The following is a 23,928-nucleotide window of genomic DNA, read 5'->3' on the forward strand; positions in this document are numbered from 1 at the left end:
GCGTTTCTTGTTGCTCCGGTTTTCTGAACCGCGGTGGCCTGCTTGGCAAGCGCGGAAATATTCCGCCCCGCGAGAGGGCGGCGGGTTGGCACAAGTGGGACGATGTTCTTGTGTCCCGGACGCGCTGCAACGCTCCAGCGCTGCTGCGCAGAGCCGGGGGCACGAGAGCTCGACTGCAAAAAATCCTAAAGGTGTTTTGCCCGACGACACAAGCCGATTTCAATTCCGCGAAAACAACCCCATGCACAGTAGAAGGGTGGTTGATTTCAAAGAGGAAATCGTAAGGTCGATTGTGGCCCGGATGAGCGAAGCGACATCCGGGATTTCATGAGCAACATCCCGGGTCTCGCTTCGCTCGCCCGGGCTACGAGCAAATCAATGCCCTACTCCGCCGCGATCTGCCTTGGCGCCGGCGGCGGGCTCGCGAGGTCCGCGGCGAGCTGGGCGTAGCGGGCTTTTGCATCCGCGACCGCCTTCTCCTTCACCGGGCCGTAGCCGCGGATGCGGTCGGGCAGCGACAGCAGTTCGACAGCGGTGTCGATCGTGAGCGGCGACAATAGGCCGAGCACGGTCGCGACATCCTTCTCGTAGCCCGTGATCAGATCGCGTTCGAGCTTGCGATCGGCACTGCGGCCGAAAATGTCGAACGGCGTGCCGCGCAGGAACTTGAACTTTGCCAGCACACGGAAGACGTTCAGCATCCACGGGCCGAAGGCGCGCTTTTTCGGGCGGCCGAGCGCATCGACGCCTCGGCTGAGGATCGGCGGTGCCAGGTTGAAGTTGAACTTGAAATCGCCCTCGAATTGATCGCGGAGCTGCTGCTCGAAGGCACCGTTGGTGTAGAGGCGCGCAACTTCGTATTCGTCCTTGTAGGCCAGGAGCTTGGCGTAGTTCACCGCGACTGCCCGGGGCAGCGCATCGCCATAGCCGCCCTGCTTGGCGGCATCGCGAACCTGGTCGACCAGCTTGCGATAACGTCTGGCCAGCCGGCCGTTCTGATAGGCGGTCAGGTGCCTGACGCGATGCTCGATCACCTCGTCGAGCGTCATCGCATCCAGCGTCTTCGGCGCGATGACCTCGTCGGTCCCCTTCAGCATGTCGGCGAGGCGCTTGGGGTCTGCGACCGCGAGGCGGCCCAGGCGGAAGGCCTCCTTGTTCATCTTGATCGAGACGCCGTTGACCTCGATCGCCTGCTCGATCGATTCCGCCGACAGCGGGAACAGGCCTTTCTGATAGGCATAGCCCATCATCATCATGTTGGTGGCGATGCTGTCGCCGAGCAGCTGCTCGGCCGGCTTGGTAAAATCGAAGAAGACGGAGTCCTTGTGCAGCGCCGTCTCAAGCAATCCGTTCAGCTTGCGGGTCTGGAAGTTGAAGTCGCGGTTGAGGACGAAGTCGGCGGTGGGAATGACGTGGCTGTTGATGATGCCGCGGGTGCGGCTGGAATCGCAGAGCGAGATCGTGTCCTTGGCGACCGCGACCACCTCGTCGGCGGCCAACACGAGATCAGCCGTGCCGGTGACGATGCGCGAGCAGGTCACCTCGGCCGGATGATCCGACAGACGGACATGGCTGAGCACCGCCCCGCCCTTTTGCGCGAGACCCGACATGTCGAGGATCATCGAGGCCTTGCCCTCGATATGGGCAGCCATGCCGAGCAGCGCGCCGATGGTGAGCACACCGGTGCCGCCGACGCCGCCGACGGCGATGTTGTAGGGTTTGTCGAGTGTCGGGCGTGAGGCCGGCTCGGGCAGCGCACCGATCTCTTCAAGCTCGGCCGGCGCCCGGTGGCGCGGCTTGCCGCCGTCGACGGTGACGAAGGACGGGCAGAAACCCTTGAGGCAGGAATAGTCCTTGTTGCACGAGGACTGGTTGATGGCGCGCTTGCGGCCGAATTCGGTCTCGAGCGGCTCGACCGAGATGCAGTTGGACTGCACCGAGCAGTCGCCGCAGCCTTCGCAGACCGCAGGATTGATCATGACGCGGCGCGCCGGATCCTCCATCAGGCCGCGCTTGCGGCGGCGGCGCTTTTCGGCGGCGCAGGTCTGCACGAAGACGATCGCCGAGGTGCCCTTGTACTCGCGGCACATCTTCATGACGCTGTCGAGCTCGTCGCGGTGATATTTCTTCACGCCGGGCGCGATGGTGTCGGCCGGATAGGCGTCGGGGGTCTCCGAGACCAGGTAGATCTCGCGGATGCCCTCGGCATGGAGCTGGAAGGTGATCTGCTGCGGCGAGAGATCGCCGTCATGACGCTGGCCGCCGGTCATGGCGACCGCGTCGTTGTAGAGGATCTTGTAGGTGATGTTGGTCTTGGAAGCGACCGCCTGGCGGATCGCCAGAAGCCCGGAGTGGAAGTAAGTGCCGTCGCCGAGGTTCGCGAAGATGTGGTTCTCGTTGGTGAAAGGCGCGATGCCGACCCACGGCACGCCCTCGCCGCCCATATGCGTGAACGTCTCGGTCGAGCGGTTCATCCACAGCGCCATGAAGTGACAGCCGATGCCGGCGAGCGCGCGGCTGCCTTCGGGGACTTTTGTCGAAGTGTTGTGGGGACAGCCGGAGCAGAAGTAGGGAGTGCGGGAGACAGGGGCGACCGCCTGCATCTGGGTCGCCTGGCGGCCGTTGAACCAGTCGGCCTTGGCGCGGAGCATCTCCGCGATCTCGGGGTTGAGGTTAAGTCGAAGAAGTCGTTCGGTCAGCGAGGTCGCGAGCGAGGCGACGCTGAGCTCGGCGGAGAAGGTCAGGAAGCGCTTGTCGTGCTCGTCCATCTTGCCGACGATGCGCGGGCGGACGTCGTCGCGCCAGTTGAACAGCTCCTGCTTGACCTGGTTCTCGACGATCTCGCGGCGCTCCTCGATGATGAAGATCTCCTCGAGGCCGACAGCAAACTGCCGCACGCCTTCCGGCTCCAGCGGCCAGGGCATGCCGATCTTGTAGAGACGTAGACCGATCCTGGCGGCGACCTCCTCGGTGATCCCCAGCTCGCGCAGCGCCTGGCGCACGTCCTCATAGCTCTTGCCCGACGCCATGATGCCGAAACGTGCGTTCGGCGAATCCATGGTGACGCGGTTGACCTTGTTGGCGCGCGCAAAGGCGATGGCGGCAAAGCCCTTGTAGTCCTGCAGGCGCCGGTCCTGCTCGAAGCGGTCGTCGGGCCAGCGCAGATTGAGCCCGCCGGGCGGCAGCTCGAAATCGGTGGGGATGATGAAAGGCTTCATCTCGTCGGTGAGGTCGATCTCGGCGGTGGTCTCCACCGTCTCGGTGATCACCTTCATGCCGACCCAGCAGCCGGAATAGCGCGACATCGCGATGCCGAGCAGACCCATCTCGATCATCTCGTGGATGCTGGAGGGATAGAGATAGGGCATGAGCGCCGAGATGAAGGCGTGGTCGGACTGATGCGGTACGGTCGAGGATTTCGCGCCGTGGTCGTCACCGGCAAGGCACAGCACGCCGCCGTTCTTGGCCGAGCCGGCGGCATTGCCGTGGCGGAACACGTCGCCGCAGCGGTCGACGCCCGGGCCCTTGCCGTACCAGATTCCGACCACGCCATCATATTTGGCACCGGGCGAGAGGTTGAGCTGCTGCGAGCCCCAGACGGCGGTGGCCGCCAGATCCTCGTTCACGCCAGGCTGGAACTTGATGTTGTACTGTTCGAGATGCTTGCGGGCGGCGAAGAGCTGCTGGTCGTAGCCGCCGAGCGGCGAACCGCGATAGCCGGAGATGAAGCCCGCGGTATTGAGGCCGTTGGCGCGGTCGCGCCGGATCTGGGCCATCGGCAGGCGGACCAGGGCCTGGATGCCCGTGGTGAAGACGTGACCGGTTTCCTGGGTGTATTTTTGATCGAGACTGATCGGACCCTGGTTGATGCCCATGCTGTCCTCGTTTGGCCCTGCTCAGGCCTTTGTTACTTAAGGTCGCTTAAGCCGTTGCCTCCCCGTCGTTTTTAGCTAGGGCGCGCCGACCATCACCGCCACTCTATGTCGGATATTTCATGATCCGCACCACAAATCTGGACGAAAGGGCGCGCCGGGTAAAAATCGCAATTTCGTGGCCTCAAACACGCCGGGCATTTTCAATTTGTGTCACCATACCCCCGCCGTCGCGAAATGAATGGCCGCCCCCATGGTGCCGATGACGGCGATTGGTCGCAGGAGAGGCCGAGCATGCGCACGATTCTGGCTTTGATCGCGTTGTGCAGTGCAGTTGCCGGCGCGGCGCTTGCCGCCGAGCCATCACCGGAACTGATCGCCTATGGCAAGACGCTGGTCGAGGCCGGCGACTGCGCGGGCTGCCACACCGCCGATCCGGCCAAGCCGTTCGCGGGCGGCAAGCGGATCGACACGCCTTTCGGCGCGATCTTTGCGCCGAACCTGACGCCGGACCGCGACACCGGCATCGGCGCCTGGACGGATGCCGATTTCGTGCGCGCGGTGCGCACCGGCATCGCGCCCGACGGCTCGAACTATTACCCGGCCTTCCCCTATCCTTACTTCACCAAAATGACGAAGGACGACGTGCTGGCGATCCGCGCCTATCTCGGAACGCTGGCGCCCGTGGCGAGCCGCAACAAGCCGCCGGAGCTGCGCTGGCCATTCGGCTATCGCGGCCTGATGCGGCTCTGGAACGCCGTGTACTTCAAGCCCGGCCTGTTCGAGCCGGACCAGAGCAAGAGCGCGGCCTGGAACAGAGGCGGCTATCTCGTCACCGGGCTCGGTCATTGCGGCGCCTGCCACACGCCGAAAAACTACCTCGGCGCCGACAGGGACACGCAGGCGCTATCCGGCAACGAGGTCGGCGGCTGGTTTGCCCCCCGCCTCGATGGCGCCGTCCGCACCGGGCTGAAATCGTGGAGCGAGGAGGACATCACGGAGTATCTGCAAAGCGGGCGCAACGCCAAAAGCCATGCCGGCGGGCCGATGGCGGAGGTCGTCGTCAACTCGACCGCGAAGATGAGCGATGCCGATGTGCGCGCAATCGCGCAGTATCTGAAGAGCCTGCCGCCGACGCGGCGCGAGACGATCGTGACGCCGCCTGATGATGCCGAGATGAAGGCCGGCCAGGCGGTCTACGCAAAACTCTGCATCGCCTGCCATGAGGCCGACGGCTCCGGCGCCCCGCGCATCTACCCGCCGCTGCCAGGCAATGCGCTGCTGCAATCCAACAACCCATCCTCCACGTTGCGCATCATCCTCGACGGCGCCCACACCGTGACCACGCCGCGCGCGCCCAACACCGGCGAGATGCCGGGATATGCCAAGCAACTGTCCGACGACGAGATCGCGGCGGTGACGAATTACATCCGCAATTCCTGGGGCAATGCGGGCCTGCTGGTGACGCCGGCCCAGGTGGCGAGGGCGAGGAAGCAGCCGTAGTAACATTGGAAGACCCTCGCCTCAGCCCCCTTTTGTCGTTGCGAGCGGCGGAGACTCCCCCTCACCCGGACGAAGTCAGCGCTCCTCATCCCCGGTGAACACGAATTTCGGCATCTCCCATTTGTAGCGCACCGCGAGCAGGCGGAAGCTGAGGCCGAGCACGAAGGTCAAGGTCGTCCAGAGCTCGGCATTGAGATTGAAGCCGAACGCCGTGGCGTAGAACAAGCCCGTCACGACCGAGACGCTGGCATAGAGCTCGGATCGAAACAGCAGCGGCACGTCGTTGCAGAGCACATCGCGCAACACGCCACCGGCACAGCCCGTCACCATGCCCGAAACGATCACGATCGGCAGCGAGGCATCCATCTGCCAGCCGACGTTGCAGCCGATCATGGTGAAGACGACAAGGCCGATCGCATCGAGCACGATGAAGGCGAGATACAGCCGATGCACGAGGCGCGCGATCAGGATCGTCAGCAGCGCCGCCCCGCCCGGCAGTGCAAGGTAAATCGGGTTGGCCACCCACACCAGCGGATAGTGACCGAGAAACAGATCGCGCAGCGTGCCGCCGCCAAGCGCGGTGATGCAGGCGAGAAGACAAACGCCGACATAATCCATGCTGCGCCGCCCCGCGGCCAGTGCCGCCGTCATGCCCTCTGCCGTCAAGGCGACGAGGGCCAGAAAGTGCAGCACGCTATCGGTTGGCGGCAGACTCCACATCGGTTTCGTTCCCTCGTCGCAGCCATGGAACTCGCGTCCAGTTCCCGAGCGAACAGGTTCCCGATTCCCGTCACGAGGGCAACATGCGACGAAAGCATGGGGTGGCGCGGAACGGAATCTCGCACCTGAGGGTTGTCCCGACGTCATAACCGAGGAGATCCAATCGATGGCTGACGACCGTTTTCCCAACGATCCGTATCGCCCGAACCTCGCCGACGATGAGTTTTCTCGCGCGGCGCGCCGGGATGCCGACCTTCAAGCCGATCCTGAGCTCGGGGAAGGCCCTGCCTCCAGCGGCAAGATCGCGCTATTTGCGGTAGCGGTCGCCCTGGTGCTGGGCGCCGTATTCTACGGCTTGAACAATACCACCACGACCAACGAGGCCAGCAACACGCCGGCCTCGCAGACTGCGCAGACGCAGCCGACCAATCCGGCGGCGCCTCCTGGCGTGCGCGACGTGACGCCGCGCAACAACACCGAGCCGGGCGTGACCACGGGTGCGGCGCCGAGCAGGCCTGCTGCCCCGGCTCCCGATACGCCTGCTGCAAAGCCGGCGCCGGGTTCGCAGACGCCGTCTGACGGCGCGAAGTAACAGTTCGCAATGAGACGTGAGAGCGGCGGGATGCAACATCCCGCCGCTTTTTCGTTGGCCTAGCTGAACATCTTGTTGAGCTCGCCGCCGGGATAGCCGCCGGCAAGCTCTGTGAACGTTCCCTTCTCCGCCATCTCCTTTGCAGCGCGCATGAAGCCGCCCCAGGCGGCGCGGGCGAGCGAGCCGCCCACACTGATGCGGCGCACGCCGAGATCTTGGGCCTCCTGCAACGACAGGCCGGACGCGCCGATCAGGAGATTGAACGGCTTCGGATGCACCGCCTTCACCACCGCGGCGATGTCCTCGCGGCTCTTCAGGCCCGGCGCGTAGAGGCAATCGGCGCCGGCATCGGCATAGGCGGTGAGCCGATCGATGACGAACTTGAGGTCGGTGACGCCCCACAAGTAAGCCTCGCAGCGGCCGACCAGCAGCGTGCCACTGTCGCCGATCGCCTTGCGCGAGGCCTTGATGCGCTCGACCGCAAGCGCGCGGTCGTAGATCGGCTTGTCCTTGTCGCCGGTGGAATCCTCGATCGAGAGACCCGCGACGCCGGTACGCACACAGCGCTCGACATTGTCGGCGACCCTGTCCGGCTCGACGGCGAAGCCGCCCTCAAAATCGGCGTTCACGGGAATGTCGACGGCCGAGCTCAATGCTGCCAGGTGCTGACAGACGTCCTCGACGCTGACGTGGTTGTCGGCCTTGCCGATGGTCCAGGCAAAGCCTGCGCTCGAGGACGCGATCGCCTTGAAGCCGAGATGCTGCAAGGCTTTCGCGCTGCCGACATCGACCGGATTGGGCAGGATGAAGCAGCCGCTCTGGTGCATCTTCCTGAACGTCGCGCGCTTGTCCGCGGTCGTCACGTGCATGTTTCTCTCCGTTGTTGCTGCGCAGAGATAGGCGCGCATCTTCAAGTGCGCTAGTGCGCGTCGTGTACGGCGCGGCTATCCTTCGGAGCCTGCTCGCGGTCGGTCATGCTGTAATCCCGGATCACGCTGGCGATGCGCAGATGATAGTCCGCGAAGATCTTTGCGCGGCCTTTCGCCTGCGTGCGGCGATGCTCCATCGTGTTGCGCCAGGCTTGCACGGCAGCCTCATCCCGCCAGAACGACACCGACAGGATCTTGCCCTTCTCCGTCAGGCTCTCGAAGCGCTCGACCGAGATGAAGCCGTCGATGGTCTGCAGTAGCGGCTTCAGATCGGCCGCGAGGTCGAAATAGTCCTGGCGGTGTTCCGGCTTGGGCCAGACCTCGAAGATCACAGTAATCATGAGCATCTCCTTTTGCGTTGATGGCCTACAATACCACCTTGCGCAGGAAGGTGCGCTCTTCGGCGAGGATGAATTTCTCGGACTCGGCAAAATTGAAGTTTGCCATGCCGTCGAGATCGGCCCGCAGCCGTTTGCGATAGGCCTCGTAGGCGGCCAGGCTCTCGAACGAGATCAGGGCGGACGCGATGTTGTTGGTGCCCTCATGCGGCATGAAATAGCCGATCAGGTCGCCGCCGCATCTCGGGATGATGGTGAGCCAGCGCTTCGCGTATTCCTCGAACTGCGGGCGCTTGAAGGGATCGAGCTGGTAACGAATGAAGACGGTGACGGGCATGATGGGCTGCTCTTTCAAAATCGTGTTGAAAGACTACGCGCTTGCACCACAACGATGCTTCGGCTATCATCGAAGCATGAAATCGGGCCCCGACATCGCGATGGTCGCCTCCCTTGTCGGCGACCCCGCCCGCGCCAACATGCTGACCGCGCTGATGAACGGCCGCGCGCTCACCGCGAGCGAGCTGGCGCAGGAAGCCGGCATCACACCGCAGACCGCAAGCTCGCATCTTTCGAAGCTCGAGGCCGGCGGCCTCGTCGAGCCGGAGAAGCAGGGCCGGCACCGCTATTACCGCCTCACCGATGACGACGTCGCCGGCGTGCTCGAGGGCCTCGCGGGCCTTGCCGCGCGGACCGGCCACATGCGCGTGCGCACCGGACCGAAGGATCCGGCGCTGCGACGGGCGCGGATCTGTTACGACCATCTCGCCGGCGATCTCGGCGTGCAGATGCTCGACACCATGCGCGAGCGAAACCTGGTCGGGCAGAAGAAGCAGGACATCGAGCTGACGGCCGAGGGCGAGCGCTTCCTCGCCAAGCATCTGCAGATCTCGCCCGAGATGCTGGCGCATCCGCGCCGCCCGGTATGCAAGGCCTGCCTCGACTGGAGCGAGCGGCGGCATCATCTCGCCGGCACGCTGGGCGCCGCCATGATGCAGCGCTTCGCCGAGCTGAAATGGGCTTCGCGCGATGCCACGCCCGGCAGCCGCGTGGTGAATTTCACCCGCACCGGCGAGAAGCATTTCGCCGTGTTGTTCGGCAGCGGGCAGGACTGATCACGCAACGCGCGTGAGATCGCACGTTTGCGTGTGAATGCGCACTCTGGTCATGGCCGGGCTTGACCCGGCCGTTGACGTCTTTATGCGCACAGTCGTTCCGGGATGGTCCGAAGGACCAGACCCGGAATCTCGAGATTCCGGGTTCGCGCTGCGCGCGCCCCGGAATGACTGCTCCAATTACGAGACCCTCCATGACCCGCATCCTCCCGGCCGCACTCGCCGCCGCCCTTCTCGTCTCTCCGTTCACCTTCGCCATGGCCGCCGACACCGCGCCGCGCGAGCCCTATGGCATCGCGCTCGAAGGCTTTGCCTATCCCTACCCCGTGCACCTCCTGCCGGTCGTCAACGACGGCGAGCAGCTCAGCATGGCCTACATGGACGTGTCGCCCGCGCAGCCGAACGGCCGCACCGTCGTGCTGCTGCACGGGCGCAATTTCCCGTCGAGCTACTGGGCGCCGGTGATCAAGATGCTGAGCGAGGCCGGCTTCCGCGTCGTGGTGCCGGACCAGATCGGCTTCGGCAAATCCTCCAAGCCGCAGGGCGAACTGCATTTCGACACGCTGGCGCGCAACACAATCGCGCTGCTCGATCATCTCAAGATCGACAAGGCCGAGATCGTCGCCCATTCGCTCGGCGGCATGCTGGGCGTGCGCATCGCCCGCGCCTATCCGGACCGCGTCGCCCATCTGGTGCTGACCGCGCCGATCGGGCTCGAGGATTACCGCCTCTACGTGCCGCCGACGCCGACCGGGAAGATGATCGAGACCGAGGACAAGCTCACGCCGGAAGGCTATCGCAAGCAGCTCCAGACCAACTATGCGATCAAGCTGCCGGCCGAGGCGATCACGCCGTTCATCGATGCCCGCTTCAACATCAAGGGCAGCCCCGATTATCCGCGCTGGCTGCGCGCTTTCGTCAGCTCCGGCCAGATGATCTACCGAGAGCCGGTGGCGCACGAGATTCCGCTCATCGCGCTGCCGACGTTGTTCATCATGGGGGCCGACGACCACAACGCACCGGGCCGGCCACTCGCGCCCGAGGCGCTGCGGGCCAGGATGGGGCAGAACGCCGAACTGGCGAAGGCGCTTGCCGCCAAGATGCCGAATGCGCGGGCCGAAGTGATCCCGAACACCGGACATCTCGTCTTTCTGGAGGCGCCCGAGAAGTACAAGGAGCTGGTGCTTGGTTTTCTCGGCCGCTAGCGACACTTGCGTGTCGTCTGAGGCAGGATGCGCGGACCGTTCATGCCGCATTCAGGTCATGATTGGCAGGTTTGGATCGCGACGTGTCGGCACGCTCCGGATTTAACGTGTCGAATCGTGTCTCTTGATTCATTGTGCGCCGCAAGCGCCGTTCCCCTAGCCTGCCTAAGGACGAGAAGGAAGACCACATGAAATACCTGTTTGCCGCCGTCATGCTCGCCAGTGCGGTCGTCGGTTTCAGCGAGGCGGCCAGCGCCGCCGGCGGTTGCGGCCCGGGTTGGTATCGCGGCCCCTATGGCGGCTGCCGTCCGATGCGCGGCCCGGTCGTCGTCCGCCGCGCTCCGGTGGTGGTCGCCCCGGCGCCGGTCGTCGTTGTGCCTCGCGCGCGCGTGTGCCCCTACGGCTTCCGCTGGTACGCCGGCCGCTGCCGTCCGTTCTGATCTCGTCCATTTGCGTTACTGAATGGCCGCGCGGCTGAAGCCTGCGCGGCCATTTTATTTGGGGTTGCTACCAAACGATCCATCCGCCGTGGAACTGAAGCGCCTCCAGAATCGAAACGGGGACCGCCGGCGGCGATCCCCGTCCAATCCGCGACTTCGCGAGCTTATCAGTGATGGCGGCGGTGCCAGCGTCGGCGATGCCGGCGCCAATGACGGCGGTGCCAGCCCCAGTGGCGGTGATGGCCGTAGTGAACCTGCTCTGGCGCCAGCTTCGCGGCTTCCTCGCTGGTGGTGACCGCGGGATGAGCGTCGGAATTGCCCTGCGGAATACGGGCGGGATCACCGACCGGCTGCGGTGACAGCGGCGCGGCCTGCGCGGCCGTCGCTGCGAAGGCGGCGGCGCCCGCCGTCACCCCCAATGCAAGTTTCAAAAAGTTCCGGCGCTCCATCATTTCTTCCTTTGGTCATCGTGACTGTGATGCAGAGGAAGTGTCGCGTTCACGACATGAACCGAAGCTGAATCGCGCGTTCAGTTATTGAGCTGCGGATGTCTCCCGCCTATTTCACAAACTCCTGCGCCAGCACAAGCGTTTCGCGCGTGCGCTTCACGTCGGGCCAGTCGCGATTGAAATCGGCGACGAGCTTCTGTAGTGCGCCACCTTTCAGCATCGCATTCAGCTTGGCTTCGTCATCGAACTGATACATCGCCTCGTGCAGCGAGGGATCGTCAAGGCTCCAGAACCGCAAGACCTTGCTCACGCCGAACGCCTTCACCGCATCGGGCAGGTGTTCCGTCTCGTACCATCTGTCGAAAGCAGCGCGCTTATCGGGATCGGTGACGATGGCGCGGACGATGAAGAATGCTGATGGCATCGGGTTTCCTCCCATTGTGTGGAGCGAGACTAGCCGCTTCAGTCGCCGGCGACAAAAAATTCGGCACCCGTGTCGGAACGCGCGCCCCTCGCGCGTCCTTGCTTCGAACGGCGACATGGAGATGCAGAATGGCCGACCTCACGCTGACCACCTTCGACTGGGTTCCCGAGATGCCCAGGGGTTTCGTGCGCGACCTTCGCGTGCGCTGGGCCCTCGAAGAGGCCGCCATGCCCTATCGTGTCGCCGGCGTGCCGTTCGGCGACCGCGATGCGGCGCATCTCGCGCACCAGCCCTTCGGCCAGGTGCCCTGGCTGACCGACGGCGACCTCTCGATCTTCGAGAGCGGCGCGATCCTGCTGCATCTGGGCGAACTGAGTGAGGCCCTGATGCCGTCCGATCCGCGCGGTCGCAGTGAAGCGACGAAATGGGTGTTCGCTGCGCTCAATTCGGTGGAGATGGCGAGCCTGCCATGGGCGATGCTGAAGTTCATGGGCAATGCGGACGATACGCCTGCCTGGAAATTCGTGGATGGGTTCCTGAAAATCCGCCTTAGACATCTCGAGCCGGTACTGGCAGGGCGCGAATGGCTGGCGGGCTCCTTCTCCGTCGCCGACATCCTGATGGCGGACGTGCTGCGCCCCGTCGATCGCTTCGATGGGCTCGCGGACCATCCGGCCTGCCGCGCCTATCTGGCGCGCGCCACCGCCCGCCCGGCTTTCGTCAAGGCCCACGCCGACCAGATGGCCCATTTCGCCGCGGCGGATGCGGTGCGCAAGGCGTGATGTGGCTCACACATTCAATCCGGCTCTTGCACCAGAGTCCCCGCCGCCGGAATGAAGCAATTCGCCTGCGATGATTTCCACGAAAGGGTGAACATGGCTCGCATCGAATATCTCAAGCAACAGATCGCCCGCGCCGAGCGGTTGGCAAAAGCCATCCTCGACCGGCAGACGGCCGAGCGGCTTCAAGCCTTCGCCGCAGAATGCCGCACAGAATTGTCGGTGCTGACGCTCAAGACGGCCGCGTGAGGCGTGGTGGCGCTGGATGCGTCACACCAGCTTCAACGGAGCATCGGCGACCAGGCGAAGGTCGATGCGTCCGATCAACGCCGCACGCCGCGCCTCCGCAGCGCTGATGGCATCGTCCGTCTGCCGCAGCGTACTGACATTCGAGCCAAGCGAAACGATCCCGCCGAGCACCAGCGCGATTGATCCCAGCGCTGCGGTCTGACCTGTGCCAAATAGGCCGAGGATCGTCACCAACAGTAGCGCTGCTCCCCCACCGATGGCGATCTTGGACGCCAGGATGTACTTCCGACACCGCTCGGCGATCTCGGCGAGCGCCTCGATCCGATCTTCGATATCGGAGATTTCGTCGGTCGGATCGTCTTCGGTCATTGGATCGAGGATGCCAAATCAGAAGGAACCAGTGGCCCGCATGAGCGAAGCGACATGCGGGACTTGGACAAAGAACCCGGACGTCGCTGCGCTCATCCGGGCTACACGTCCTCACAACGGCAGATTGTCGTGCTTCTTCGCCGGCATTTCCGTTTTCTTGTCCTTCAGCATCGCCAGCGCCCTTGCGATGCGCTTGCGGGTCGAGTGCGGCATGATGACGTCGTCGATGTAGCCGCGCTCGGCCGCAATGAAGGGCGACAGGAAGCGGTCTTCGTATTCCTTCGTTCGGGCCGCAATCTTGTCGGGGTCGCCGATGTCACTGCGGAAGATGATCTCGACAGCGCCCTTGGCGCCCATCACCGCGATCTGGGCGGTCGGCCAGGCGTAGTTCATGTCGGCGCCGATCTCCTTGGAGGCCATGACGTCGAAGGCGCCGCCATAGGCCTTGCGGGTGATGATGGTCACCAGCGGCACGGTGCACTGCGAATAGGCGAACAGCAGCTTCGCACCATGCTTGATCAGGCCGCCATATTCCTGCGCGGTACCGGGCAGGAAGCCCGGCACGTCGACGAAGGTGACGATCGGGATGTTAAAGGCATCACAAAAACGAACAAAGCGCGCCGCCTTGCGTGATGCGTCGGAGTCGAGCACGCCCGCGAGCACCATCGGCTGGTTGGCGACGAAGCCGACGGTGCGGCCGGCGATGCGGCCGAAGCCTGTCACGATGTTCTTGGCGAAGCTCTCCGCGATCTCGAAGAAGTCGCCCTCGTCCACGACCTTCAGGATCAATTCCTTCATGTCGTAGGGCTTGTTCGGATTGTCGGGGATCAGCGTGTCGAGCGACATGTCGACCCGCTCGATGTCGTCGAAGCTCGGCCATTCCGGCACGCCATCGGAATTGTTGGACGGCAGGAAGTCGATCAGGCGACGCATCTGCAAGAGCGTCTCGACGTCGTTCTCGAAGGCGCCGTCGGCGATCGAGGAGCGCGTGGCGTGCACCGAGGCGCCGCCAAGCTCCTCCGCCGTGACGACCTCATTGGTCACGGTCTTCACGACATCGGGGCCGGTGACGAACATGTAGCTGGTGTTCTTCACCATGAAGATGAAGTCGGTCATGGCGGGCGAATAGACGTCGCCGCCGGCGCAGGGCCCCATGATGACGGAGATCTGCGGGATCACGCCCGAGGCCAGCACGTTGCGGCGGAAGACGTAGGAGTAGCCGGCGAGCGCGGCGACGCCTTCCTGGATGCGGGCGCCGCCAGCGTCATAGAGGCCGATGATGGGCGCCCTCGCCTTCATCGCCATGTCCTGTAGTTTTGTGATTTTCAGCGCGTGGGTCTCGGACAGCGAGCCGCCGAACACGGTGAAATCCTTGGCGAAGACAAACGTCTTGCGGCCGTTGACGGTGCCCCAGCCGGTGACGACACCGTCGCCGGGCACCTTGGTCTTCTCCATGCCGAACTCGGTGGAGCGGTGCTCGACGAACATGTCGAACTCCTCGAACGACCCCTTGTCGAGCAGCAGTTCGATGCGCTCGCGCGCAGTCAGCTTGCCGCGGGCGTGCTGCGCCTCGATGCGCTTTTCCCCGCCGCCGAGTTTTGCGGCGGCGCGACGGTCTTCGAGGGCGTCCAGGATGTGTTTCATTTGCTCCCGCCAGTTCTTAAGCCTTAAGTGACGCCGGGGGTTCTAACACGGCATTTTGCGGGCCGGGAAGCGGCTTTCGGCGTCGCAGGGCCGTCCTGCCGCAGCGTGAAAGCGCAAGGAATTACAAAGTTTTGCCTGGGAGACGAGCATGACCGAAGGAACCGCAGGGACCGGCGCGGCGACAGGCGGTGTCAACATCCTGCTGCGGTTGGAGGGCCTGACCTTGTTTGCGGGGATGGTGACGCTCTACTGGGCCTGGGACGGCTCCTGGTTGGTCTTCGCCGTGCTCTTCTTCGCCCCGGATTTGAGCTTTCTGGGCTATCTTGCCGACGCCAAATTCGGCGCGATGGTCTACAACGCCGCCCACAGCTACATGGCGCCGGTGGCGCTGCTGACGTTGGGCTTCGGCCTCGCCTCGCCGCTTACGCAGTCCATCGCCTTGATCTGGCTCGCCCATATCGGCTTCGACCGGGCACTGGGCTACGGCCTGAAATATTCCGCCGGATTCGGCTTCACGCATCTGGGGGCGATCGGCCGCCAGAAGGCCGCCTGATCGGCGCGCGACCTCGCAAAACCCGGTGTTCCGGCCCGATTGACCGGGCAGCCCAATCAGGCTTGCTTCGCGCTCACGGGCTGGCGCCGAATGTGGCGTGGGCCCAATCGGCACGGCGGCGATCACGACACCTTGGCCCGCGCATCACGCAAGCATCGCCGAGATGCTCGCGACGGTCGTCCCCCGGCGCCGTGGAGGAGTTCTTGCAGGCGCTCTTCAAGCCAGGTCGGGCGGCAACGGCGTTGGAGCTAGATCGCGCCGATCTCGGCAAGGCAGGCCTGTGTCAGCGGCATGCGCTCGCCGACGAGACGCGGCTCCTTACAATCCATGTTGAGCGCGAACACGGTGTGCGCCTCGCCCTTCTCGGCCCAGCCGACCATCCAGCCGAGCGACGGCTCGCCGCGCTCGGCACCCAGCAATCCGGACTTGGCGCGGATGAGGCTGTCGCCCACCTTGGTCACCGGCAGGATGTCGGCGACGAGATCCTGGCTGCGCTTTGAGATCGGCAGCACGCGGCGGCGCAGCCGGTCGACGAAATCGACCTGCTCGACCGGATCGATGCGCAGGGCGCCGGTGAGCCAGAACTGGTCGATGCCGCCGCCGATGTCGCGATTGCCGTAGTCGAACTCGTCGACATATTTCTGCATGCGCTCCTGGCCAATGCGGCGTGCAATCTCCTGAAAGACCGGCACCGCGCTCACCGCGATGGCGCTGCGCAGCGTGAGATCCTTGTTCCAGGGTTCGATCGAGCGCTTGACGCCGTCCCAGGGAAACACGTCCTTGTCGGGGTCAGCGACCACGCCGGTCTCCAGCGCAATCAGCGCGTTCGGAATCTTGAAGGTCGAGGCCGGCAGCTTGCCCTCGCCCGAGCGCTCCTTGTCGCTGGCGACGATCAGATAGTCCTCGACCTTGTAGCCGACGAAGGTGCCGGATGTGCCGAGATCGGTGAAGCGTTTTGCAAGACTGTCACGGATTTCATTGCGCGGCGGCGCGACGTGGGCGCGCGCGGGGGATGGCAGCACCGCGGCTGCGGCGAGAAGACCGAGGGTGGAACGACGGGTCAGCAAAAGCGATATCCGTGAACTGTGAGAAGCCGCGCGACCATGCAGCCGCTACGTGGTGAAACGATGACAGGTTATGTTTACCGCCCCCGGCCCGACAGCCGCAGCACGAACACCAGCACCTCGGCGACGGCCTTGTAGAGATCGGGCGGGATCTCCTCACCAATCTCGACCTTGGACAGCGCGCCCGCCAGGATCTCGTTCTCCTCGATCGGGATGTCGTGGGCCTTGGCGATCTCGACGATCTTATCGCCGATCGTGCCCCTGCCCTTGGCGACGACGACAGGGGCGTTGGTGCCCTTCTCGTAATGCAGCGCGATCGCAAGCTTGGATGGATCGCTCATGTCGCGCGATCCAGGAAGTGCCCGGCGCGGGCCGGCGCCGGCTGCGGCGGCGTGCCATCGCGGACCACGATGTCGCCGGGCTTGAGTTCGGCTCTCGTCAATGCCTGGCTGAGCTCACCGACGCCGGCACGAAGCTGCTGCGCCGTCGCCGGCCGCTCCGCCCACATCCGTACGAATGTCTTGTCGCCGTTCAGCGTGATCAACGCATGCACGGGTCCGGCCGGCTCCACATTAAGGGAGAAGCGCGCGCGCCAGGTGCGTTGGGCAGGATCGGCAGATTCGTTGCCGCCATCGCGCGAGATCTCGAACTGCGCCATCGTAGTGCCCTGCGGGGTCGCGAACGGAATCTCGAAATTCCACTGCGGCACGGCCGGATCGATGCGGTGCCCGCTGGCGTCGATGCGATCGGGGAGCGAAGCAATCTGCAAGAGCGTCTGCCGCGCGAGCGCCGCATCGGTGTCGTCGAGCAGGCGATGCACGGTGGCAGCGAGCGGCGTATCCGGCGCGAGCGATGGCGCGGCGATGGACTGCGGCGCCGGCAGCGCACCGCGGAATGGCGGGGGCGTCGCGTGTGCGGCAGCTTCGAAGACGTGGCCATCCGGCACGGCCTTGTTGGACCCTGGCACGTTGCCGGTCAGGCGCGGCAGGTTTTGCGTGACCTCTTGCAGCAGGCTCGCGGCAAGGCCAGCGGACATGGTCCGCGACATCGCCGCCGCCGAAGCGCCGGCGATGTCGGCGAACACGACCGTCGTAGGATTGGCGCTGCGCGGCGTTTGCGGCTGTTGCGCGGTTGATGGCGATCCCGCCTGCGCCGCCCCACCTGGTGCCGGAGCCGGCGAGGCGCCTTGCGTCGATGGCCCGGCCGGCTCAATCGTGGCCAGTGTCTGGCGCAGCACCAGCAGCGCGGCCTTCAAATCGGGCATTGCGCGGGACGACGGCGGCGCGCCTGCGGCGAGCGAAGCCTCGAGGAACAGCCCTGACTTCTGGAAGGCGGATTCAATATCGTCGCCGGCGAGCCCGGTACTGAGCGGGGTCTGCTGCGCCAGCACGTCCAGCACCGCCTGCTTCAAGCCGGCGGGCAGATTGCTGCCGGTGACGACGGCGGCCAGATTGGCAAACAGCGGCGCCTGGCTGCCCTGCCTGGTGACGGCCTCGGCCGAAGCCACCGTGACGGCGACTTGCTCCGCAGACGTCAGCGTGCCGCGCGCTGCGCCTGCCGACGGGGCAAGCGGCGGGCTCTCCACCAGAGAGGCAGCACGCGGCGTCAGCGTCACCACGTCGGCGGCCGCCTCGCCTGCCCCGCTCACGACGGCAAGGCGGACGGTGCTGTCGTTCTGCGACACCGCCAGCTGGAGATTTTGCCCGGGCGACAGCGCGACTTCCGACATCACGTCGAGCGATAGATTTGCGATCGCGATCCGCACCAGATTGTCGGCGAGGACGCTGACGACCCTGGCATCGACGACACTGCCGGCTTGAAGCAAAAGATCGGGTGTTGCCGCATCAGCCGAGGGGCTGGCGGCGCTGACGGGAGCAATGGAAGTGACCGGCGTCGGCATCTCAGCGGCCTTAGGGAGCGCCGGCTACCGTAACGCTGCGTCGTAAACCTCTCGTTAAGGACCTGTGGTTGCGGCCGGATTTACGGCTGCCAGCACAGCGACGGCGGCCTCGAAATCCCTGAGGCGGATGGCCCGGCGGCTAGCTGCTTCCTCGTCCACGCCCCATTGCTCGGCGTTCCAGTCCTCATCGACATGGGCGGCGACCCAGACCTGGCCGGCGTCCCGCGCGCCATGGGCGAGGGCCAGTGCCAGCAACGCCGAGCCTGTCAGGGTCGTCACCACATGGAGGGCGGCGACCGACCAGGCATCCTGCGGCAGCGCGTCGCGCGCCGCCCGAAGCGCTTCGTCCGGCTGCTTCACATGCATGATGCCCTCGGACAGGATGAAATGCGCTCCCAGCGTCTCCGCCGCCCAGAACAGCACGGGATCCCAATGCGTGGCCTCGCGGGCGACCAGTCCCTGGGGATGGCCGGCACGATAGAACAACAGGTCGGACTCGAAATATTTGGCGAGGTCGTCGCTGACGAGTTCGACGCGATCGACGACACCCTCCACCACGCTGTTGGCCATCCGCGTCAGGGGCATGCTCATGGGGTCGATCGTCTCGCCCTGGGCCGCCCATTCCGCGGCCACCGCATCGGCGAGTTCGCGCGAAGGGATCACGACCTGGCGACCGGACGGCGTGCGGATCGGCCTGCCGTCGAGCGCAATGGCATACCCGCCCTCGGCCTCGCTCACGCCCGCCTCCTTGTAGAAGCGCTTGCGCTGGGGCGGGCGCGCCGACTGACGAGCCGCCTCGCGCGGATCGGGCGGGCTTTGCCCCGCAGCTTCATCGAACAATTCGCGCATGTCGTTTTTCGGTCCCTGCCGCTGAATGCCAGGCTTTTACGATATGACCGGCGGCCGATAAAGCGAGCGGTGGGCATGAGGGAACTTGCGGGTATCGGGGCCCTGTGCGCCGGGCGGACAGGAGACCCAATCGACCCCCGAGCCTTTCCCGTTCCGATGGAATCGGAACGGGACTCCAGAATCTTGTTTTTGGCACGTTTGACGCGAAACCGGTGACCACCTCGCTCGAAAGCGCTCTAGTTCGCGCATCTGAGCGCATAGGTGCCGCGGTGACCGGGGCTCAGCCCCGCGCCTGCGGCATCCTCGAGGCACTTCGAAAAGCGATCACCGAACGAATTACGCGGAAGCGGCCGGTAATTGTAGCTCGGCGGCGCATCGAGTTGCGGCATCTTCGGCACCTCGAGCTTCGGCGGCGGTGGCGGCGAAGGCAGCGGAACGACCTGCGAGGGGCCCGGCAGCACCAATTGTGCCTGAGCCCCCTGCCCCATGAGCAATGCGGTCAAAACCATCAGACAGATCGAGAGCCGTTTCATGAGCGATATGTTGTGCTCCGATCGCCCCCGTTCAACCTGACTTAACTATTCTTCAGGCGCGTTCTCGATCGGATCAAACCGGGTTGCATCCAGCCCGAGCAGGTTCCACGACTGCTGCATATGTGGCGGCAGCGGCGCGGTGGCGTCGATCACGCCGCCGCGCGGATGCGGGATGACGATGCGGCGTGCCAAGAGATGCAGCCGGTTCTGCAAGCCGCCCGGCAGCTGCCAATTCTCGATGTTGAAATATTTGGGATCGCCAACGATGGGATGGCCGATATGGGCCATGTGGGCGCGCAGCTGGTGGGTGCGGCCCGTCACCGGCTTCAGCGACACCCAGGTCAGCTTGTTGCCGGCGGTCTCGACCACCGCATAGTAGGTCACTGCGTGGCTCGCGCCCTCGTCGCCATGCTGGGCGATGCGCATGATGGTGTCGTCCTCGCTCTCATCTTTCGCCAGGAAGGTCGAGATGCGGCCCTGCTTGGGCTTCGGCAGGCCCGGTACCAGAGCCCAATACACCTTTCGCGCCGACCGCGAGCGGAATGCGCCGGTCAGGTGCGAGGCGGCGAAGCGCGTCTTGGCGATCAGGAGACAGCCCGACGTCTCCCTGTCGATGCGGTGCACGAGGCGCGGCTTCTGGCCCTTGGCGTCGCGCATCACCTCCAGCATCTGGTCGATGTGCCGCGTCATGCCCGACCCACCCTGCACGGCAAGGCCGGCCGGCTTGTTCAGCACGAGGACATCGTCGTCCTCGTAGATCGTCATCTCCTTCAGCGCCTTGAGCGTTTTTTGCGCAGCCTCGGAGAGCGGGTTGGCGGTCTTCGGCGCGTCGAGCTTGAGCGGCGGAATGCGAACGCTCTGGCCCTCCTCCAGACGGTCCTTGCTGTCGACGCGCTTGCCGTCGACGCGCAGCTCGCCTTTGCGGACGACGCGCTGGATGTGGGAGAACGACAGGCCGGGAAAGCGCGCTTCGAGGAAGCGGTCGACGCGCATGTTGTTCTCGTCGGCCGTCACGGTGACGGTCTGCACCTTGGTCGGCAGCAATGCTTCGACCGGCTGTGCCGGTGCTTCTGGTGCGCGCCGCTCGGGACGTTCGGGCGCACGCCGCTCGGCGCGGTCCGCTGCAAACCGCGGCGGCTTCGCGCCGGGCTTGCCGCCCAGGCGCGGGCCCGCTTTCTTCGCGCCGCGCGCCTGATGCGGACGCGCTTCCTTGCGCTCGTCGCGCTCCCGAGATTTCGGGTTCATTCTCTTGATGCGGCGGCTCATGCGGTTTTTCCAAGCTTTCGTGTCGACTGCACGCTGGGGCGGCGGGGTAGCGACGCAACCTGCGCGCCCACCTCTTTCTCCGCCAGCCGCAGCTCATATTGCTGTTGCAGGTTCATCCAGAATTGCGGACTCGTGCCGAACCAGTGACCAAGGCGCAGCGCCGTATCGGCAGTAATGCCGCGTTGCCCGTTGATGATGCCGGTAATGCGATTGACCGGCACGTCAATCTGACGCGACAGCTCTGCAGCTGTAATGCCGAGTTCGCGCAGCTCTTCGGCGAGATGCCCGCCGGGATGGATGGGTGTCTGGGACATGGGAATTCCCTGGCCGAGTAGCAAGATTTACGTGTTACGTAAACCGTAAAGGTACGCCCTACGGCGAGCCTAAGTCCTACTTCCCACCCCGCTCCTTGCGCAGCTTGGCCCAGTAATCCAGCCGCTTCCGGATCTCCCGCTCGAAGCCGCGTTCGGGCGGGTCGTAGAAGGTCTGGCGGCCCAGGGCTTCCGGGAAGTAGTCCTGGCCCGAGAAGGCGTCGGGAGCGTCGTGGTCGTATTCGTAAGCTGCACCGTAGCCTTCCGACTTCATCAGCTTGGTCGGGGAATTAAGGATGTGCTTCGGCGGCAGCAGCGAGCCGGCCTGCTTGGCGACCTGCATCGCCGTGCCGAACGCGGTGTAGACCGCGTTCGATTTCGGCGCGGTGGCGAGATAGACCACGGCCTGCGCGATCGCGAGCTCGCCCTCGGGATGGCCGAGGAAGTCGAAAGCATCCTTGGCGGCATTGGCGATGACGAGCGCCTGCGGATCCGCAAGCCCGATGTCCTCGACCGCCATGCGCACGACGCGGCGGGCCAGGAACAGCGGGTCCTCGCCGGCATCGAGCATGCGGGCGAGGTAATACAGCGCGGCATCGGGATCGGAGCCGCGCACGGACTTATGCAGCGCGGAGATCAGGTTGTAATGGCCATCGGCCGACTTGTCGTAGATCGGCGCGCGGCGCTGCAGGATGTCCTGCAACTGCGCGGCATTGAAAATCTCGTCCGCCCGCGCCGAACGCCAGACCTCTTCGGCAAGCGTCAGCGAGGCGCGGCCGTCGCCGTCGGCCATGCGCACCAGCACCGCGCGCGCCTCCGCATCGAGCGGCAGCTTGCGGCCCTCGACCGCCTCGGCATGCGCGAACAGCTTTTCGATCGCGGCGGCATCGAGCGAACGAAACACCAGCACGCGGGCGCGGGACAGGAGCGCCGCGTTGAGCTCGAAGGATGGGTTCTCGGTGGTGGCGCCGACCATCACCACGGTGCCGTCTTCCATGACGGGCAGAAAGGAATCCTGCTGGGCACGGTTGAAGCGATGCACCTCGTCGACGAACAGCAGCGTGCCCTTGCCCATCTCGCGGCGGGCGCGCGCGGCATCGAAAGCCTTCTTCAAATCGGCGACGCCGGAGAACACGGCCGAAATCTGCTCAAAATGCAGATCCGTCGCGTCCGCCAGCAGCCGTGCCACCGTGGTCTTGCCGGTGCCCGGCGGGCCCCAGAACACCAGCGAGCCGAGCGTGCGCGTTTCCAGCATGCGCGTCAGCGCACCGTCGGGGCCGAGGATATGGTCCTGGCCGACGACCTCCGAGAGCGCGCGCGGACGCAGCCGGTCCGGCAGCGGATGCGGCGCCTCGTGGTCGAGCCCCGCCGCGGCAAAGAGAGTCGGCGTCTGCTGTGGTCGCTTCGGACTCATCCGCCCAACGTGACGTTGATCTGCTGGCCGCCGCGCACCAGCGTGATGCGCCAAACGCGCGGCCGCTCGCTTGCGGCCTTCTCGAGGTCGCCGGTCTTGCTGATCTTCTGGTTGTTGACGGCCAGGATGATGTCGCCTTTCTGGAAGCCGACGCTCGCGGCTGCGGTATCGCCGCCGACATTGGTGATGACGACGCCTTCGGCGTCGGCGTCCAGATGCAGCTCGTCAGCGACGGCCGGCGTGATGGTCGAGACCTTCGCGCCCTGGAACGGCGAGCGCGCGGTGACGACGAGCTCGTTGCGGCCGGTGTCGGGCGCGGTCTCCAGCGCCACGGTCAGCTTGAGCGGCCTGGTGCCGCGCTGCACGTCGATCTGCGCGGTGCCGCCGAGCGGACGGGTCGCGAAACGGTAGTCGAAGGCGTTGGGATCGTCCACGGTCTGGCCGTCGATCCCGGTGATGAGGTCGGAGGATTTCAGCCCGGCCTTCGCTGCGGGGCCATTGGGCACCACGCTTGCGACCAACGCACCGGTCGGCGAGCGCAGGCCGAGGCTCTCCGCGATGTCGGGCGTCACCGCCTGCAACTTTGCTCCCAGCCACGGCCGCTTCACCGCCTTGCCACCGCTCTTGGCGGAGGCGACGACGACGCGCACCATGTTGGCGGGAATCGCAAAGCCGATGCCTTGCGAGCCGCCGGAGCGCGAATAGATCGCGGTGTTGATGCCGGCGAGCTTGCCGCTCATGTCGACCAGCGCGCCGCCGGAATTGCCGGGATTGATCGGCGCATCGGTCTGGATGAAGAACTGGTAGTCGGTGATGCCGACTTGCGTGCGCGCCAGCGCCGAGATGATGCCGTGGGTCACGGTCTGGCCGACACCGAAGGGATTGCCGATCGCCAGCACGACGTCGCCGACCAACAGCTCATCGGAATTCGTGAAATCGAGCGTCGGGAATTTTTCCTTGGCGTCTTTCAGGCGCAGCACGGCGAGATCGGTACGCGAATCCTTCAGCAGGATCTCGGCCTCGAACTCGCGCTTGTCCGACAGCGACACTTTCACCTGGTCCGCGCCTTCGATGACGTGGACGTTGGTGACGACGAGACCGGAGGCATCGACGATGACGCCGGAGCCGAGCGAGCGCTGCATCTGTTCGGGCTGCTGACCCGGCACGCCGAAGAAGCGGCGGAAGATCGGGTCGTCCAGCAGCGGATTGCGGTTCTGCACCACCTTGGCGGCATAGACGTTGACGACCGCGGGCTGCACCCGTTGCACGATCGGCGCATAGGACAGCCGCAGCTCGGCCGGCGATGACGGGACGCGGCGGTCCTGCGCTGAGGCCGGATTGAAATGGGCCGAAAAGGCTATGCACAAGGCCGTGACGACGGCGGTCCAGGTCGATCGAAACATTCCTACCTCT

General features: G+C 65.1%; 26 protein-coding genes. 8 read left to right on the forward strand and 18 right to left on the reverse strand.

Features of this window, described 5'->3' with window-relative positions; all coding sequences use genetic code 11:
• Positions 1 to 383: 383 nt before the first annotated feature.
• Entirely contained in the window at positions 384 to 3,875 is a 3,492-nt protein-coding gene (locus ACSHT2_RS07350) for an indolepyruvate ferredoxin oxidoreductase family protein (protein ID WP_440641005.1), read from the reverse strand.
• A 291-nt stretch (positions 3,876 to 4,166) separates the two neighbouring features.
• Between ACSHT2_RS07350 and ACSHT2_RS07355 the strand changes: the two genes are divergently transcribed.
• The gene (locus tag ACSHT2_RS07355) at positions 4,167 to 5,375 is read left to right on the forward strand and encodes a c-type cytochrome (protein WP_440641006.1); all 1,209 of its coding nucleotides are present in this window, start codon (positions 4,167 to 4,169) and stop codon (positions 5,373 to 5,375) included.
• Positions 5,376 to 5,450: 75 nt separating this feature from the next.
• On the opposite strand, the gene ACSHT2_RS07360 is transcribed toward ACSHT2_RS07355, so the two are convergent.
• Positions 5,451 to 6,095 (reverse strand): trimeric intracellular cation channel family protein, encoded by a 645-nt coding sequence (locus tag ACSHT2_RS07360; RefSeq protein ID WP_440641007.1) that lies wholly within the window; start codon positions 6,093 to 6,095, stop codon positions 5,451 to 5,453.
• Between the two features lie 166 nt (positions 6,096 to 6,261).
• Between ACSHT2_RS07360 and ACSHT2_RS07365 the strand changes: the two genes are divergently transcribed.
• Positions 6,262 to 6,687 carry a hypothetical protein gene (locus ACSHT2_RS07365; RefSeq protein ID WP_271532344.1) on the forward strand — a complete coding sequence of 142 codons (426 nt, stop codon included), beginning with the start codon at positions 6,262 to 6,264 and terminating at the stop codon, positions 6,685 to 6,687.
• Positions 6,688 to 6,746: 59 nt separating this feature from the next.
• Here ACSHT2_RS07365 and ACSHT2_RS07370 read toward each other — a convergent pair whose 3' ends face one another.
• From ACSHT2_RS07370 to ACSHT2_RS07380, 3 genes are read right to left on the reverse strand one after another with little or no spacing between them, the layout of a single operon-like run.
• Entirely contained in the window at positions 6,747 to 7,556 is an 810-nt protein-coding gene (locus ACSHT2_RS07370; protein ID WP_440641008.1) for an isocitrate lyase/PEP mutase family protein, read from the reverse strand.
• A 50-nt stretch (positions 7,557 to 7,606) separates the two neighbouring features.
• On the reverse strand, positions 7,607 to 7,957 hold the full coding sequence (locus ACSHT2_RS07375; RefSeq protein WP_440641009.1) for an antibiotic biosynthesis monooxygenase family protein: 351 nt from the start codon (positions 7,955 to 7,957) through the stop codon (positions 7,607 to 7,609).
• Between the two features lie 25 nt (positions 7,958 to 7,982).
• The gene (locus tag ACSHT2_RS07380; protein ID WP_440641010.1) at positions 7,983 to 8,291 is read right to left on the reverse strand and encodes an NIPSNAP family protein; all 309 of its coding nucleotides are present in this window, start codon (positions 8,289 to 8,291) and stop codon (positions 7,983 to 7,985) included.
• A gap of 76 nt (positions 8,292 to 8,367) precedes the next feature.
• On the opposite strand from ACSHT2_RS07380, the gene ACSHT2_RS07385 reads away from it, so the two are divergent.
• The 3 genes from ACSHT2_RS07385 (at position 8,368) to ACSHT2_RS07395 (ending at position 10,711) form a co-directional block, all read left to right on the forward strand.
• Entirely contained in the window at positions 8,368 to 9,066 is a 699-nt protein-coding gene (locus ACSHT2_RS07385; RefSeq protein WP_440641011.1) for an ArsR/SmtB family transcription factor, read from the forward strand.
• Positions 9,067 to 9,260: 194 nt separating this feature from the next.
• Positions 9,261 to 10,271, forward strand: a complete 1,011-nt coding sequence (locus ACSHT2_RS07390; protein ID WP_440641012.1) for an alpha/beta fold hydrolase — start codon at positions 9,261 to 9,263, stop codon at positions 10,269 to 10,271.
• A 188-nt stretch (positions 10,272 to 10,459) separates the two neighbouring features.
• Positions 10,460 to 10,711 (forward strand): GCG_CRPN prefix-to-repeats domain-containing protein, encoded by a 252-nt coding sequence (locus ACSHT2_RS07395; RefSeq protein ID WP_271532354.1) that lies wholly within the window; start codon positions 10,460 to 10,462, stop codon positions 10,709 to 10,711.
• Between the two features lie 167 nt (positions 10,712 to 10,878).
• Here the strand turns inward: ACSHT2_RS07395 and ACSHT2_RS07400 are convergent, their stop codons facing one another.
• A complete protein-coding gene (locus ACSHT2_RS07400) occupies positions 10,879 to 11,160 on the reverse strand; it encodes a twin-arginine translocation signal domain-containing protein (RefSeq protein ID WP_440641013.1) in 282 nt (93 codons plus the stop codon).
• A 109-nt stretch (positions 11,161 to 11,269) separates the two neighbouring features.
• Positions 11,270 to 11,584 carry a hypothetical protein gene (locus ACSHT2_RS07405; protein WP_440641014.1) on the reverse strand — a complete coding sequence of 105 codons (315 nt, stop codon included), beginning with the start codon at positions 11,582 to 11,584 and terminating at the stop codon, positions 11,270 to 11,272.
• 128 nt (positions 11,585 to 11,712) lie between these two features.
• Here ACSHT2_RS07405 and ACSHT2_RS07410 point away from each other — a divergent pair, with 128 nt between their 5' ends.
• Both ACSHT2_RS07410 and ACSHT2_RS07415 read left to right on the forward strand, forming a co-directional pair.
• Positions 11,713 to 12,366 carry a glutathione S-transferase family protein gene (locus ACSHT2_RS07410; RefSeq protein ID WP_440641015.1) on the forward strand — a complete coding sequence of 218 codons (654 nt, stop codon included), beginning with the start codon at positions 11,713 to 11,715 and terminating at the stop codon, positions 12,364 to 12,366.
• Between the two features lie 51 nt (positions 12,367 to 12,417).
• On the forward strand, positions 12,418 to 12,612 hold the full coding sequence (locus ACSHT2_RS07415) for a hypothetical protein (RefSeq protein ID WP_440641016.1): 195 nt from the start codon (positions 12,418 to 12,420) through the stop codon (positions 12,610 to 12,612).
• 21 nt (positions 12,613 to 12,633) lie between these two features.
• Here ACSHT2_RS07415 and ACSHT2_RS07420 read toward each other — a convergent pair whose 3' ends face one another.
• Together ACSHT2_RS07420 and ACSHT2_RS07425 are read right to left on the reverse strand one after the other, a co-directional pair.
• Entirely contained in the window at positions 12,634 to 12,981 is a 348-nt protein-coding gene (locus ACSHT2_RS07420) for a hypothetical protein (RefSeq protein WP_440641017.1), read from the reverse strand.
• 111 nt (positions 12,982 to 13,092) lie between these two features.
• On the reverse strand, positions 13,093 to 14,625 hold the full coding sequence (locus tag ACSHT2_RS07425; protein WP_440641018.1) for an acyl-CoA carboxylase subunit beta: 1,533 nt from the start codon (positions 14,623 to 14,625) through the stop codon (positions 13,093 to 13,095).
• 148 nt (positions 14,626 to 14,773) lie between these two features.
• Here ACSHT2_RS07425 and ACSHT2_RS07430 point away from each other — a divergent pair, with 148 nt between their 5' ends.
• Positions 14,774 to 15,178, forward strand: a complete 405-nt coding sequence (locus ACSHT2_RS07430; protein ID WP_440641019.1) for a DUF4260 domain-containing protein — start codon at positions 14,774 to 14,776, stop codon at positions 15,176 to 15,178.
• Between the two features lie 248 nt (positions 15,179 to 15,426).
• Here ACSHT2_RS07430 and ACSHT2_RS07435 read toward each other — a convergent pair whose 3' ends face one another.
• The 9 genes from ACSHT2_RS07435 to ACSHT2_RS07475 form a co-directional block, all read right to left on the reverse strand.
• Entirely contained in the window at positions 15,427 to 16,245 is an 819-nt protein-coding gene (locus ACSHT2_RS07435) for a penicillin-binding transpeptidase domain-containing protein (RefSeq protein ID WP_440641020.1), read from the reverse strand.
• A 74-nt stretch (positions 16,246 to 16,319) separates the two neighbouring features.
• Positions 16,320 to 16,583, reverse strand: a complete 264-nt coding sequence (locus ACSHT2_RS07440) for an EscU/YscU/HrcU family type III secretion system export apparatus switch protein (protein WP_440641021.1) — start codon at positions 16,581 to 16,583, stop codon at positions 16,320 to 16,322.
• The gene (gene fliK, locus ACSHT2_RS07445) at positions 16,580 to 18,142 is read right to left on the reverse strand and encodes a flagellar hook-length control protein FliK (RefSeq protein WP_440641022.1); all 1,563 of its coding nucleotides are present in this window, start codon (positions 18,140 to 18,142) and stop codon (positions 16,580 to 16,582) included. Before fliK ends, ACSHT2_RS07440 begins: the two co-directional genes overlap by 4 nt.
• 54 nt (positions 18,143 to 18,196) lie before the next feature.
• Positions 18,197 to 18,991 carry an ATP12 family chaperone protein gene (locus tag ACSHT2_RS07450; RefSeq protein ID WP_440641023.1) on the reverse strand — a complete coding sequence of 265 codons (795 nt, stop codon included), beginning with the start codon at positions 18,989 to 18,991 and terminating at the stop codon, positions 18,197 to 18,199.
• 236 nt (positions 18,992 to 19,227) lie between these two features.
• Positions 19,228 to 19,500, reverse strand: a complete 273-nt coding sequence (locus ACSHT2_RS07455) for a hypothetical protein (protein WP_440641024.1) — start codon at positions 19,498 to 19,500, stop codon at positions 19,228 to 19,230.
• Positions 19,501 to 19,569: 69 nt separating this feature from the next.
• Positions 19,570 to 20,790, reverse strand: a complete 1,221-nt coding sequence (locus tag ACSHT2_RS07460; protein ID WP_440641025.1) for an RluA family pseudouridine synthase — start codon at positions 20,788 to 20,790, stop codon at positions 19,570 to 19,572.
• Positions 20,787 to 21,104 carry a HigA family addiction module antitoxin gene (locus ACSHT2_RS07465; protein ID WP_440641026.1) on the reverse strand — a complete coding sequence of 106 codons (318 nt, stop codon included), beginning with the start codon at positions 21,102 to 21,104 and terminating at the stop codon, positions 20,787 to 20,789. The genes ACSHT2_RS07460 and ACSHT2_RS07465 overlap by 4 nt, the downstream gene beginning before the upstream one ends.
• Positions 21,105 to 21,180: 76 nt before the next feature.
• Complete coding sequence (locus tag ACSHT2_RS07470) at positions 21,181 to 22,515, reverse strand: replication-associated recombination protein A (RefSeq protein ID WP_440641027.1); 1,335 nt, start codon at positions 22,513 to 22,515, stop codon at positions 21,181 to 21,183.
• A complete protein-coding gene (locus tag ACSHT2_RS07475) occupies positions 22,512 to 23,918 on the reverse strand; it encodes a DegQ family serine endoprotease (RefSeq protein ID WP_440641028.1) in 1,407 nt (468 codons plus the stop codon). The genes ACSHT2_RS07470 and ACSHT2_RS07475 overlap by 4 nt, the downstream gene beginning before the upstream one ends.
• Positions 23,919 to 23,928 lie beyond the last annotated feature (10 nt).

This window comes from Bradyrhizobium sp. PUT101, assembly GCF_052043945.1.
In the GTDB taxonomy this organism is placed as follows: domain Bacteria; phylum Pseudomonadota; class Alphaproteobacteria; order Rhizobiales; family Xanthobacteraceae; genus Bradyrhizobium.